Genomic DNA, 12,547 nt, shown 5'->3' on the forward strand with positions numbered 1-12,547 from the left:
TTGAAGCGCCTGCAGGGTGGCTGGCGCTGCAGCTGAGATTCCCAACGCCATTGAGGGGCGCGGCCTTGATGAAGGCCGCCGCTCAATAGGCTCTGATCATCCGCACCAGTTTGTTGCCTTACGTTTAGGCATGCAAACAATTTAATCTGCGGATATCTTGCGTTTTTGGAATGAACTATGCGTCGCAGAATACCTAGCCTCGGCGCGCTGATGGCCTTCAGCGCGGCTGCCAAGCACCTCAGCGTCACGCGCGCCGCCAGCGAACTCGCGCTGAGCGAAAGTGCAGTCTCGCGCCAGATCGCGCAGCTGGAGGCGCAACTCGGCGTCAGACTCTTCCACCGGATCAAGAAGCGGATCACCCTGACGCGTGCCGGAACAGCTTACAGCACCCGTGTAGCGCAGACGATCGAGCGGATCGAGCGCGATACACTCGAGATCATGGGCTACGAGGCCGACGGCACGGTTCTGGACATCGCGGCGCTGCCCACCGTCGGCACCGAATGGCTCATTCCGCGCCTGCCGGACTTCTATGCTCGGAATCCCGGCATTGCCGTCAACGTGAGTGCGCGCAACACGCGCTTCTTCTTCAGCGAGACCGCTCTCGATGGTGCGCTATACTTCGGTGAGCCCGACTGGCCCGGCACGCAAGCGGACTATCTGTTCGACGAAGTTCTTCTGCCGGTCGGATCGCCGAAGCTTATCGGCAAGCGCGCCGAACTGCGAGCGAGTGAGATTGCCGAACTGCGGCTTCTGCATCTGGTGTCGCGACCCGATGCATGGCGTCGCTGGTTCGATGCTGCGGAACTTGGCGGCACGAATGTGATCCGCGGGCCACGCTTCGATATTCAATCCACTTTGATCAGCGCAGCGAACTCCGGTCTTGGCGTGGCGCTGCTTCCTGAATTCCTGATTTCCGACCAGTTGGCCTCCGGCAAGCTGAAGGTGCTGTCGAGCCTCACGTTGAGAAGCGCCGGCTCGTACTATTTCGCCTGCCCGGAAGAGAAAGCCGACAATCCCCTGCTCTCGGCATTTCGTGCGTGGCTCCTGACGCAAGCAGGCACGTCAGCGCCACCGGCACTTCGAACGGCCGGTAGGCAAACTGGTCCTAACGCAAGCCGACGCTCAACCGTATCTCGCTCTGGGAAGCAGTTTTGACGCCGTCGCAACCTCGCTCGAACGCCTTATGCCTAAGACGCGACGTGTGCAAGTGACCAAATGAGGGCCTGACGGAGAGCGCCTGCAAAAATTTGGTCGCTTCCGGATCATGCTCTCGTCAATCGAGCAGGCGAGCGGGTGGGTGTGTTCCACTCCATTTTTCCTTTCGTCGCCTGTATCTCACGAAGAGTCCTGATCGCAAAGAGTTCGACGGAGCGAGTCGCGCGGCCGCATCGGGATGACCTTCGCCGCGGTATTCATGCGGGCACCACCACTGGCCGGGTGGACGGCGGCGGTTCGGGATTTCCGCCGGATTGCATCCGATGCAGCATGGCGTAACGCCCGTCGGTGCGGATCAGTTCGTCGTGCGAGCCATCCTCGACAATCCGGCCCTTCTCGATGGTGATGATGCGATCCGCCATCCGCACGGTGGACAGGCGGTGCGCAATGATGAGCACGGTGCGCCCCGCACAAATGCGGCGCATGTTGGCCTGGATGATCTGCTCGCTGAACGGGCATCTGCTCGAAATCATCACGCGCCCATACGGCAGTGGCGGCTGGAATCCTTAGGCCATAACGCCGGAGGTGGGACGCGGAGGGTGACAGCGCGATGTCACAACTACGGTACGGGATCCTGAACGATCCGATCACCTTCCATACGGTCAAGCGTGCCTTCATACAGCGATACTGGCGGATGCGCGCCGGGATCGGTGATGATGTCCAGCAGGTTGAGCACCGGCGCCTTGGCCGCTTCGGCCAGGGCCGCGTCGAGATCGCGCGGGTCCATGACACGACGGCCTTGGGCGCCGACCGCGCGTGCGATGAGAGCGTGATCCACCTGCCGCAAATGGGCGGATGAAGTATAGCGACCGAACTTCACCTTCTCGGCATCCTTTTGATAGCCGAGGACGCCATTGTTGAGTACGACGACGGTAACTGGTACATCGCTGCGCACGGCGGTCTCCATTTCTGCCCAGGCATGACCGAAACCGCCATCGCCGACGACGGCGATGACTTCGCTCGCAGGTCGCGCGAGCTTTGCGCCAAGTGCAAGGGGCAGTCCCCAGCCCAATCCTGCCAGACCACGCGGAGAGATGATGCGCGTTCTCGGATGCGATGTGCGAAGCTGGCCCACGATCCAGTTCGAAGCGTAGCTTGCGTCGGACACGACGATGGTGTCTGGACCAAGGCGACGCTGAATGGCAGCAAGAGTCCGCTCCGGGCGGATCGGTCAGGCGTCGGTCAGCCAGGGCGCACGATCGCGTTCGAAAGCCTCCCATGCTCCGGCGATGAACCGCTCGAGCTCGGCCTGGCTGCGGGAAGGATTCAGCGCCCTGCCTGCAAGTGCATCGGTCAATGCATTCAGTGTCTCCCGCGCGTCGCCTAACAGTCGCACGGATTGATAGTTGCGGCCGATCTCCTCTGGCGAAATATCGATATGCAGGACTTGGGCATCCCTGGGGATCAGGCGCCAACCGTCTGTGCCATCTTCATTGGTGCGGGTGCCTATCAGCAGGACCAGATCAGCATTGGTCACAAGCGACCGGGTGCGTCGGCCGAGCGATCCCGGACCGGTCAGGGAAGCAATCGGTCCGGCCGCAAGCGGATGAGTCTCGGTGATTGCGCCCTTGCCCATATTGGTGGTGGTCACCGGAATGCCTGCAGCATCGGCAAAACGAAGCAGCGCGGCGTTCGCATCGGAAGCATGAATGCCACCACCGGCAATCACGACAGGGGCCGATGCGTTGGCGATCAGATCCGCGGCATCGCGGATCGCAGCGTCCGCCGGGCGCGGCCGATCGATCGGCCAGGAAGCAAGTCTCGCCGTGCGGTGCGCGGACTTGTTCGCTGACGCCCTGTGCAGGTCCGCAGGAATCATCAGGACCGCCGGACCAGGCTTGCCGCTCGCGGCGGCAATGAATGCCTGATCAAGATGATCCTCGATTCCATCGACACTTTCCAGGAGACGAAACCACTTGGTGACGGGTTGGAACAACGCTTTGTGGTCGTATTCCTGAAACGCGTTCCGACCGATGTGTTCGCGGGAGACCTCCTGCATGAGCGCCACGATCGGAATGCCCGCTTTCATCGCCTCGGCGAACGGCGCCACCGCGAGCGCAGCAGCGGGGCCGTTCTGGCAGATCATTACCGGCACGCGGTTCGATGCGCGAGCAAAGCCATCGGCGATTGCGCCGCCCGCATTCTCTTCGCGATAGATGATCTGGCGAATGCCGCGATCCTCACAGGCGAGCACGAGTGCGGATGGAACGCTCTGGCCCAGAATGAAGTCGATGCCATGGCGGACAAGGCTGTCCGCGACGACATCAACGACAGTTTGTGATGATTTGCTCATGCTGCTACTCCAGCAGGCTATCTGTCCGTCAATGCTTCCGACCAGTTAGAGTTCCTCAGTGCGCTATCTCGGCAATAGGCTTGGGATTGGCTGGCATGGCGCATTCTTGGCCGACGACCTCGCAGTGAGAGGACATTCAATTTCCCTCGGAATCAAAAGAGAAGAGTTGGCGCCCTCGCGCGGCCATCGCCGGGGCGGAGCTATCGCACCATCCCCACGTGCGAGCGGGTCAGGCTGATTTCGGCTTGTTGTTGAAATGAACGAGGGCTCGACGGCCCACGTATGTCAGCGCTCCGAGAGTCGTTTGGCCCCCGCGCGCGGCCTGGATGAGTTGCTCTGCGATATATTTTCGGCTCTCGTGGTCGCCGCCATTCGGCCACTCAGCGCAGACCTCATCTAGGACAATGTCCATGTTCGCTTGAACACGCTCAGCAAACTCGCCCATGCGCTCGCGAAAATCCACCTGCACGTCTCTTATTTCGATGGACCCAAACTAAGGACCGCATTCAGCTCGGCAGCGCGCTCGGCTTGCCGCGCTTGCCGGAGCAGCTTTTCCCGCTCCGCGCCGGGCGACAGACATTTCGCGCGACTGCGAGCGCCGAGCTGATCAGCCGCTCCTGGAGCGAAATGGTCTGCTTGGCTCGATTGCGTTTGCGCTTGGCTTCCATGATCGAAAGTTAATCGCGGGAACTTCAGAGCTACATTCAAGTATGTTAAGATGGCTGAAACATCACACGTGCGATCGACCACGGCCTCGTGAGTTACAATGTCAGGGGCGTTTGGAACGCGAGCCGTTGATCAGCTTGGCTCGATTTCCTCGCAAATGGCTCGCTACCCCGCCTGTTGAAGAGAGGTCGCCTTGTCGCTGCGCTTCGAGCTAAGCGTCGTTGCTTCGCCAATGGCGATCATGACCTGATCAGGGGCGCTCTGATGCACCATGTGGCCCGCACCCTTCACGCGGTGAAAGGTACTGTGGGCTATCTCATGATGAAGCCGGGCCGATTGTTCGTCGATATTGGCAACTCGATCGCCCTCGCCTGCAATGATCACGACGGGCATCTTGAGTTCAGAATATTGCCTGCGGAACACGATGGCGTCGGGAATCATCAAAGCCGCCTCTCCCGCACTCGCTCGGATCTGAGAAGGCCGCATTGCCATCTCTTTGGGAAAGTACCTGAACTTCGGCGGCACCGGTGCGGGTGCGAATATCTTCCTCGTTAGGAGCGGCCACATCAACCGACTGAGAACGGGCGAGAGGGTATGGCTCAGGACGCTTCCGATGACGGGCAGGGCTGGCGGAGACTTAACCATGACATCAAGCCGCGGGGTCGGATAATAGTATCCTGAAGCCAGCACTAGCGCCCGGACTGCATCGGGAAATTTCAGCGCAAGGGCTACCGCCACTGAAGCTCCCCATGAATGTCCAAGTACCACTGGATTAGAGATGCCCAACCTTCCGAGTGCCTTCTGAATGAGTTCGGCTTGTGCTTCGGGGGTCCACACAACACCGCGTGGCCGCTTAGTATGCCCGAATCCCGGGCGGTCGAACGCGATGACGCGGTAGGTTTGTGACGCCAATTGCAAAAGGCCACTTGTTTCGAAATCGGCGATCATGCTGCCGTTGCCGTGGAGCAGCACAAGTACATTGCCCGCGCCGCGCTCCAGATAGTGTAGCCGCACGCCATCTATCTCGAGAAACCCGCCCCCCGGTGGATTTTCTTGCTCCGCATTCGCCGCTAGTTGCCGGTTCACGAGCGCCGTTGCTGCAAGGATCAGGGCACCGATCACCGCCGCACTAGCGTAAGTGTGATATTTAGGCCCGCTTCCGGCTTCCACGGATGACTCCTGCCGGACTGTGTTGTGTCGTGCGTCCATTTGGCCGCTCCTTGCCTGGACGAAGAGTATTGCGCAGCGATGGCGAACCTCGGGTCGCCAATCTTCGTCAGCCCGGTCGGCTGAGAGTCATGGCCGCGGCTCAAGCCGCCTGGCGCTCCTGAATGTCGACATACTGCATCGTGACCTTCTCGACATTCCCCTCGACCCAGTCCGCCATCCGCTCCTCTTCCTTGAGGGAGGCTTCCAGCAGCGGACGAGCCGAATCAGCTCCCGCGGCCCCGCAAAGTGCCAAAAGTGATTTATATGCCGCGATCTCGTAGTGCTCGAATGCGTCATTGGCAAAGGTGTTCTTCAGGATTTCATCACCTGCCATCGAATGGCCCATCGCCATCATATTGGCCATGAAAGACTGGGCCGTATCCTTCAGGGTCGACGTGCTTTCGCCGCAGGTCTCCAGGCACTGCTCCAACCGACGGAGCTGCTCATTGGTCTCATCGAGGTGGCTGGTTACCCTGGATTTGACTTCCGGATATTCGTCGAGCCGCTCCGACTGCCGCTCCAGCAGCTCCCTTGCCTGGATCTCCATCGCGTGTGCATTGCGCAGGCCTACAATGAAGATATCTCGTGCTGTCGTAGCCATAGATGTTTCCTTTCTTCGGAGAATGTTAGTCACAAACCTACCTAGACAGCGGTTGTTCCTAGAAGGATCTGCACCGAAGCTCTGAGCCCGGGGGCCGATCTTTAACGGGAAAGGCGTCTTATCCTCTTGATCGCGTCATCGGGCCGAGCGAGATCAGCGGCCTGACTGAAGCTTCGGGAACACTCGGCGGTCGTCCGTATTTTCATCGTATGACAAGGTGCTACCTCGATGGCGATCCGCGGTGGAATGCCCGATCGAGAAGTGGGGCGGAATGGCCCCCTGAGCGGAGCGCGACAAGCCATGGCGGATCCGAATGACCACGAAATCCGAGTTCGTGCGCATCGACTATGGGAAGCTGCGGGGAGACCCGAAGGCAGGGATGAGGAGTTTTGGCGCCGTGCGGAACTGGAATTGCGGACGGAAGCCGAACAATTGGACAAGCTAAAGGAGCCACCAAACAATCTTCCGGGATGAAGTCGACATCAGGAATCTCTGCTCCTGAACCTTCCGGCGCTTCGCGGGCCAGCCTGGATAGGGCAGCTTGCGCGCGGCCTGGAGAGCAGAACGTGGCGGAGAGCTGACGTGTGGCTTGGCCTTGGTGAAGTGCCTGGAGCAGAAGGCGGCAAACCTGCTGAAAGAACCAATGAGGATTGTGGTCTCAGGTGCGACGGGTCTGATTGGATCTGCGGTCGCGACTCGTCTCGCACACGAGGGGCATCAGGTGATTGGGCTCGCTCGCCATGCAACTCATCAATTGCCGATAGCTGAATGGGTGACGCTGGATATTGCATCCACCCGAAAACAGGAAGACTGGCTGTCAGTTCTCAGGGACATAGATGCAGTCGTGAATTGCGCAGGCGTCCTGCAGGATGGCAGGCGCGAGGATACCGAGGGCGTTCATGCAGCCGGAGTTGGCGCCCTGTTCGATGCCTGTGAGAAAAGTGGCGTCCGTCGCGTTATCCATTTTTCTGCGATCGGCGTCGATCGCGCGCAGCCATCGCCCTTTTCTTCAACGAAGTACGAGGGCGATCGCCGTTTGATGGCAACGGAGCTCGATTGGGTTATTCTCAGGCCATCGGTGGTCCTTGGTCGTCCAGCATTCGGCGCAAGCGCCTTGATCCGCTCACTTGCCAGTCTGCTTTGGGTCCCGCTGATGCCCGATACAGGGCCCCTTCAGGTGGTGCAGCTGGACGACGTCGTTGATACCGTCTTGTTCTTTCTCAAAGAAAATGCTCCGGCCCGCTTGGCGCTCGAACTCGCCGGCCCCGAAAGACTGCAGATGGGAGAGATCATTGCGCGATACCGTAACTGGTACGATTGGCCGTCGGCCCGCTCGTTCGTAATTCCGCATCCGTTGTCGAAGCTCACCTACTGGCTCGGCGATGTTGCGGGAGCGCTGGGTTGGCGGCCGCCGGTACGAACCAATGCCGCGCGCGAAATTGCGAGAGGGGCCGTGGGAGACCCGCAGGGGTGGATCTCGATCACCGGCATCCCGCCTCGATCACTGGCGGAGGCGCTGGCGGCCGAACCCGCAACCATCCAGGAAAAATGGTTTGCCCGACTTTATCTGCTCAAGGCGATCATTTTCATTGTCTTGTCTTTCTTCTGGATCTGTACCGGCGTGATCTCACTGACGGTAGGTTACCCGAGCGGGGTGGAGCTGATGCGCGGCACCGGGGCAGGTCTACTGTCCGCACCATCGGTTGTTGCCGGCGCGCTTGCAGATATTGCTGTCGGCCTCTGCATCGCTTGGCGCCCCCTCACGCGGCAGGGACTCTACGGCGCGATGGCGCTTTCGGCGTTCTACGCGGTGTCCGGCACCACTCTCCAGCCCGAGCTATGGATCGAGCCTCTTGGTCCCCTCTTGAAGATCATTCCGATCTTCGTGCTGCATCTCGTCGCGCTTGCGATCGTGGATGAAAGATAATGATCTATTTCCTTTTGAAATATGTTCACCTCATCGGAGCCGCGGTTTTGTTGGGTACTGGAGCCGGCATCGCTTTTTTCATGCTCCGCGCGCACTTGACCGGAGACCCTGTGATTGTCGCGGCGATCGCCCGCATTGTCGTCCTCGCTGATTTCCTGTTCACGGCAACGGCCGTGGTGGCACAACCCTTGACCGGAATCGCGCTCGCGCACGAGGCTGGATATTCGCTGACCGAGAGCTGGATTGTGCTATCGATAGTCCTGTATCTCGTGACGGGCGCCTTCTGGCTTCCAGTTGTCTGGATTCAGATGCAGCTGCGCAACCTGGCGACTGCCTCGGCAGCTGAACGAAAGCCGCTGCCCTCGCGATATCATAGGCTGTTCTGGGTCTGGTTTAGCTTTGGCTTTCCGGCATTCGGCGCCGTGATGGGCATTTTCTGGCTGATGATACAGCGCCCTTCGATCTGGTAGCCCTCTCATTGGGCCTTGACTATGTGAGCGTCCTTTCGCGCAGCATTCGGATTGCTGGCATTGAGAACTCAGGAACGTCCTTCAATCTGGAGAGTTGTGGGCAGGTATTTCAGCATCCCGCGAGGCCCATCATGTATCATCACGTCAAGAAGCTCATGTATACCGTGCGCGTTGACGAGCCCGACCCTCGGTTCGGCAATATGCTTCTCGAGCAATTTGGAGGAGCGAATGGAGAGCTGGCGGCGGCGATGCAATACTCGATCCAGGGGCTCAACTGCGAAGACCCGGATCGCAAGGACCTGCTGATGGACATCGGCACGGAGGAATTAAGTCATCTCGAGATCGTCGGCTGTCTCGCCCGTATGCATCTTAAACCGACGAAGTTCGATCGTGAGAAGGCTGAGGCCGATCCATTGATCGCGATCGCAGGCGGTGGAGGCGTCAATCTGTTCAATTCGCAGGGAAATCCCTGGACGGCGGATTATCTGAAGATCACCGGCGAATTGGACGTTGATCTCCGCAGCAACATTGCGGCCGAGGCGCGCGCGAAGATCGTCTATGAACGATTGATCAACTTTTGCGACGATGCGGGCAGCAAGGACGCACTGCAGTTCCTGATGACTCGCGAAATCACGCACATGAAGGCCTTTGCTGCCGCGCTCGAGAGCATGAAGAAGCCCGCGTTCTCGATTGGCAAGATCCCGCCGACCCCGGGCCTCGTGAATCAGTTCTTCAACGATTCGACCGGTGCTGGAGATGAAGGCGAGATCGATACTCGCGGGCCTTGGAATGAAGGCGGCGATTGGGAATTCATGGCCTCTCCGGCCCTGCTCCCCGAAGGCAACGGCGAAACGGCCACCGTGATCAAGACCGAGAGTTCCCCACCGACGGCCCCTGAGGGCGTGAGCGAGCTGCTTGTCCATGAACTGCGAGACATTCTGCACGCGGAGAAGCAGCTCACCAAGGCTCTTCCCAAAATGGCGAAGGCGGCCCGATTCGATCGCCTGCGAGAACTTTTCGAGCAGCACTTGATGGAGACGGAAGAACAGATTGAGCGGCTCAACGAGTGCTTCTCGCTGCTCGGGGAGACCGCACGAGCGAAGGCCTGCAAAGGCATGATGGGCCTGGTCGAGGAAGGCCAGGAAGTCATGGACGAGGGTGAGAAGAAGGAGGACGCGCTCGCGGACTTGGCACTCATCGGTGCGGCTCAGCGCGTGGAACATTACGAGATGTCGGCCTATACCACCGCAAAGAACCTCGCTCAGCAACTGCGGCACAGCGCCATAGTCGCGCTACTCTCGAAGTCCTTGGCGGAGGAAGAGAACGCCGATCAATTGCTCAATCAGGTCGCCCGCACGTTGATGTCAGTGGCTAAAATGCCTGCAGCGATCGAACAGGCGGAGGAGGAAACATAAGATTCCACCGCCAACCATCGCCTGCGATCACCCGATGCAATCAAGGTGGTGAATGAGCGGCGAAATGCGATTTGCGGTCAGCTCAAGGGTAGCCAGCGTGACAGGCAATTTAAAGCGCCGCGGCCCCGCGCTGCCTGGAAATGAAAGCCGGTGCTGCCGACGGGGACTGTTCATCCGAAGGCGGCTGCCATAGGTCCGGCCGCAACGACCTGATCAGCGCCCTCTTCTCGTTAGCACTGGCATTATCGCGTAGGCAACCGCGGTGGTATTTCGAACCCGGTCCGAAGCCTTGGCGGCCTGATCGACCGCCGATGACCCTCAACGGAACCAATGGCGCGAAGAATGCGACGCCCGCATTTGCCGAGGCCGCCCGCCGGGGCTTTGCCTTGGAATGGGCGCGGCTCTCTAAGGAGCGGTCGCGCGAGAGCTCCGCGGCCGAGCGCAAGCTATAGGATGCGCGCCGTGAGGCAGCCAGACTGGTCGACGCCGTTGCGAAGGGAGAATTGACCGGACGCATGGTCGGCGCCAGGGTCGCCGAACTCGACGTCGAGATTGATCGCCAGGAGGCGCGCGTCGCTCGGGCGACCGAGGCGAACGTCATCACCCTGCATCCGGCGACTGTCGCCGTCTATCTCAATGCGGTGGAGCAGCTCGCGAAAGCGCTTTCGGCTGCCGATGCCAAAGCTGCGTGCCTCAAGCTGCGCGAACTCATTGACATCATCGTCGTCGCGCCGCGGATCAGGCCTGGCGATCCGATCCATTTCGAAGTTCGCGGGCCTAGCCGCCCTGACGCAGCCCCACCCCAATAAAATGTCGGTGGGAGCGTTGGTGCGCCGTTCCGAGCAAAAATATGAACTGCTATACTATTGAAATTTCGTTGTTATCTCCGAAAAAGCAGCGAGGTTTATACGGGTTTTCATTCAAGGTGTCCGGTTTTGGCGCGAGCGGACTTGTCGACAAATCGCTTTTACCAAAGAAAACCCGTTCGATTTCTAAAGCGCCGCGGCACCCGGCCATTCGCCATCCTGGATCAGGCGTCGAACGACTTCGCGCAGAATTCGCTGAACGCTTTGGACCCTGCCGGGTGGATTGTTGATCGATGCAACATAGCTGCGCAGCTTGATCGATGGCTCGATCACGCGTGCGCAAGTTTGATTATCCAGCGCCTCGGCCACCAGCGCAACGCGCGGCAAGATGGTGTGGCCGCGCCCTTCACGGGCGAGAGCTTTCAACTGGCTGATGGAATTGATCTGGGCGCCAAACTGCAGTGCGACGCCTCGATCTTTTGCGAGACGGTTCAGTAGCGGCCTGACCGGATGTTCGCTGTCGGTAGTGTAGAGGGCGTATCGCGGCAGATTGGCGAAGGGGATGGTGGTGCTGCCGTCACCGCCTGCGTCCGATCGTCCGAACAACACGAGTTCGTCTTCGGCCAGCGGCTCCGCGAGCAGGCCGTCCGTCTGATCGTTGCCGTAAAGGATTCCCGTTTCGATTTTGCCGAGCCGAAGCCATCCGCGCAAATCGCCGGTCAGTCCCTCATAGACGTGAACTTGCGCGCGAGGCAGCCCTTCTTCGAGCGCCTGGAGTAACGGCAGGGTCAGTACGGCCGCCATGCTCACCGGGATCCCGATGGTCACTTCTCCGGTGACATCGGCGGCCTCGAGCACGTCGCGCCGAACCCGTTCGAGGTAGGAACTGATCTGTTTGGCGTGGTCGAGCAGCACTTCGCCAGGGCGCGTGAGCGTTACGCCGCGGGAATGCCGTATCAGGAGTTGTACGCCGAGATCGGCTTCCAAGGCCGCGATCTGGCTCGACAGGGCCGATTGCGCAACATTGGCCCGGGCAGCCGCCAGCGTGATGCAGCCATGGCTTGCAACGCCTTGAAAATACGTAAGTTGCTTCAGGTTCATCGGCGTCTCACCGAGCAATTGTCGGGCCAAAAAAGCCCCGGCGCTAATCATCTTATTTTCAGATGGCTACGAGCGCAATTTACTGTTTGCCGCAATATGCAGCAGCCTGTCAGTCTGCTCATGTTTTTTGCACTCTAATCGGGAGACACTGTATGAGCGGTGCGGGTCGATCTTTGCTTAGCCGTCGGCAAGTGGCCAAAGGCTTGATAGTTGCTCCGGTGATCCTATCCACGACGGTCAAGGCTGAACTGTCGGCCACCAAATACGAGTTCGGCGTGGCGGGGAAGGGCGGTGCCAAGGATGTCGATATTCGTGGCCTCGGCGATTTCTCGACCATGCTGGGAGCTTTGAAATCGAAGCAGGTTGCAGCAACCGTCGCGACGTCGGCGATGCTTGACCAGGTCAAGCATGAAGACTGGGCAGTGCCGCTGTTCACGATCGGCGACGACGCGACCTGGAACAGCACGTTCGGCGGCGACGTTCCCGGCATCGGCTGTTACGTGCTGCAGGAACAGATCGATAAGAATCCCGAGGCAGTGCAGGCCGTCGTGACGGGACTGGTAAAAGCGCAGGACTTCATCAATGCCAATTCCGCGGAGAGCCTGACCGAGCTGCTCTACGACGACTACATGAGCGGCCTGCCGAAAGAGACCGTCACCAGCAGCCTCGCGTTCTACAAGAAGAATGTCTTTTCCAGCGACAACATCATAGGCGAAGAGAGCTACGACCGCTTGCTGGGCATCATCAAGGATCGGCAGTTCACGCCCGAACAGATGGCGATGGTGCCGTACAAGAAAGCGATCAACATGGACTTTGTCCGAAAAGCGCGCGCGAAGTGAGCGCA

The 12,547-nt window shown here is 59.7% G+C and carries 13 protein-coding genes and 2 pseudogenes; 6 read left to right on the plus strand and 9 right to left on the minus strand.

Going from position 1 to position 12,547, the window contains the following annotated elements; translation table 11 throughout:
• The first annotated feature begins 210 nt into the window (after window positions 1–210).
• Window positions 211–1,155: a LysR family transcriptional regulator gene (locus tag ACZXDY_RS12495; protein WP_051396771.1), complete on the plus strand. Its 945-nt coding sequence runs from the start codon at window positions 211–213 to the stop codon at window positions 1,153–1,155.
• Between the two features lie 257 nt (window positions 1,156–1,412).
• Here the strand turns inward: ACZXDY_RS12495 and ACZXDY_RS12500 are convergent.
• The 6 genes and pseudogenes from ACZXDY_RS12500 to ACZXDY_RS12525 form a co-directional block, all read right to left on the minus strand.
• Window positions 1,413–1,664, minus strand: a pseudogene (locus ACZXDY_RS12500) (hypothetical protein); the annotation flags it as partial.
• A gap of 110 nt (window positions 1,665–1,774) precedes the next feature.
• Window positions 1,775–2,323 carry a thiamine pyrophosphate-dependent enzyme gene (locus tag ACZXDY_RS12505; protein ID WP_464345681.1) on the minus strand — a complete coding sequence of 183 codons (549 nt, stop codon included), beginning with the start codon at window positions 2,321–2,323 and terminating at the stop codon, window positions 1,775–1,777.
• Window positions 2,324–2,386: 63 nt separating this feature from the next.
• Window positions 2,387–3,508: a thiamine pyrophosphate-binding protein gene (locus ACZXDY_RS12510; protein WP_464345682.1), complete on the minus strand. Its 1,122-nt coding sequence runs from the start codon at window positions 3,506–3,508 to the stop codon at window positions 2,387–2,389.
• 229 nt (window positions 3,509–3,737) lie between these two features.
• Window positions 3,738–3,971: a hypothetical protein gene (locus ACZXDY_RS12515; RefSeq protein ID WP_464345683.1), complete on the minus strand. Its 234-nt coding sequence runs from the start codon at window positions 3,969–3,971 to the stop codon at window positions 3,738–3,740.
• Between the two features lie 368 nt (window positions 3,972–4,339).
• The gene (locus tag ACZXDY_RS12520; protein WP_464345684.1) at window positions 4,340–5,383 is read right to left on the minus strand and encodes an alpha/beta fold hydrolase; all 1,044 of its coding nucleotides are present in this window, start codon (window positions 5,381–5,383) and stop codon (window positions 4,340–4,342) included.
• A 100-nt stretch (window positions 5,384–5,483) separates the two neighbouring features.
• Window positions 5,484–5,984, minus strand: a complete 501-nt coding sequence (locus ACZXDY_RS12525; RefSeq protein ID WP_456640800.1) for a ferritin-like domain-containing protein — start codon at window positions 5,982–5,984, stop codon at window positions 5,484–5,486.
• Between the two features lie 300 nt (window positions 5,985–6,284).
• On the opposite strand from ACZXDY_RS12525, the gene ACZXDY_RS12530 reads away from it, so the two are divergent.
• The 4 genes from ACZXDY_RS12530 to ACZXDY_RS12545 all read left to right on the plus strand — a co-directional run bounded on the left by ACZXDY_RS12530 (window position 6,285) and on the right by ACZXDY_RS12545 (window position 9,796).
• On the plus strand, window positions 6,285–6,458 hold the full coding sequence (locus ACZXDY_RS12530) for a DUF2934 domain-containing protein (protein ID WP_080663739.1): 174 nt from the start codon (window positions 6,285–6,287) through the stop codon (window positions 6,456–6,458).
• A gap of 169 nt (window positions 6,459–6,627) precedes the next feature.
• Window positions 6,628–7,911: an SDR family oxidoreductase gene (locus ACZXDY_RS12535; protein ID WP_464345706.1), complete on the plus strand. Its 1,284-nt coding sequence runs from the start codon at window positions 6,628–6,630 to the stop codon at window positions 7,909–7,911.
• On the plus strand, window positions 7,911–8,381 hold the full coding sequence (locus ACZXDY_RS12540) for a DUF2269 family protein (protein WP_464345685.1): 471 nt from the start codon (window positions 7,911–7,913) through the stop codon (window positions 8,379–8,381). Before ACZXDY_RS12535 ends, ACZXDY_RS12540 begins: the two co-directional genes overlap by 1 nt.
• A gap of 131 nt (window positions 8,382–8,512) precedes the next feature.
• Window positions 8,513–9,796 (plus strand): DUF892 family protein, encoded by a 1,284-nt coding sequence (locus ACZXDY_RS12545; protein WP_130229815.1) that lies wholly within the window; start codon window positions 8,513–8,515, stop codon window positions 9,794–9,796.
• A 27-nt stretch (window positions 9,797–9,823) separates the two neighbouring features.
• On the opposite strand, the pseudogene ACZXDY_RS12550 reads toward ACZXDY_RS12545, so the two are convergent.
• The 3 genes and pseudogenes from ACZXDY_RS12550 to ACZXDY_RS12560 all read right to left on the minus strand — a co-directional run.
• A pseudogene (locus ACZXDY_RS12550) lies at window positions 9,824–9,934 on the minus strand (metallophosphoesterase family protein); the annotation flags it as partial.
• Between the two features lie 308 nt (window positions 9,935–10,242).
• Window positions 10,243–10,557 carry a hypothetical protein gene (locus ACZXDY_RS12555; protein WP_464345686.1) on the minus strand — a complete coding sequence of 105 codons (315 nt, stop codon included), beginning with the start codon at window positions 10,555–10,557 and terminating at the stop codon, window positions 10,243–10,245.
• A gap of 231 nt (window positions 10,558–10,788) precedes the next feature.
• On the minus strand, window positions 10,789–11,754 hold the full coding sequence (locus tag ACZXDY_RS12560) for a LysR family transcriptional regulator (protein WP_464345687.1): 966 nt from the start codon (window positions 11,752–11,754) through the stop codon (window positions 10,789–10,791).
• A 167-nt stretch (window positions 11,755–11,921) separates the two neighbouring features.
• Between ACZXDY_RS12560 and ACZXDY_RS12565 the strand changes: the two genes are divergently transcribed.
• Complete coding sequence (locus tag ACZXDY_RS12565) at window positions 11,922–12,542, plus strand: substrate-binding domain-containing protein (protein WP_464345688.1); 621 nt, start codon at window positions 11,922–11,924, stop codon at window positions 12,540–12,542.
• The last annotated feature ends 5 nt before the right edge of the window (window positions 12,543–12,547 follow it).

This window comes from Bradyrhizobium sp. LeoB3, from assembly GCF_055456055.1.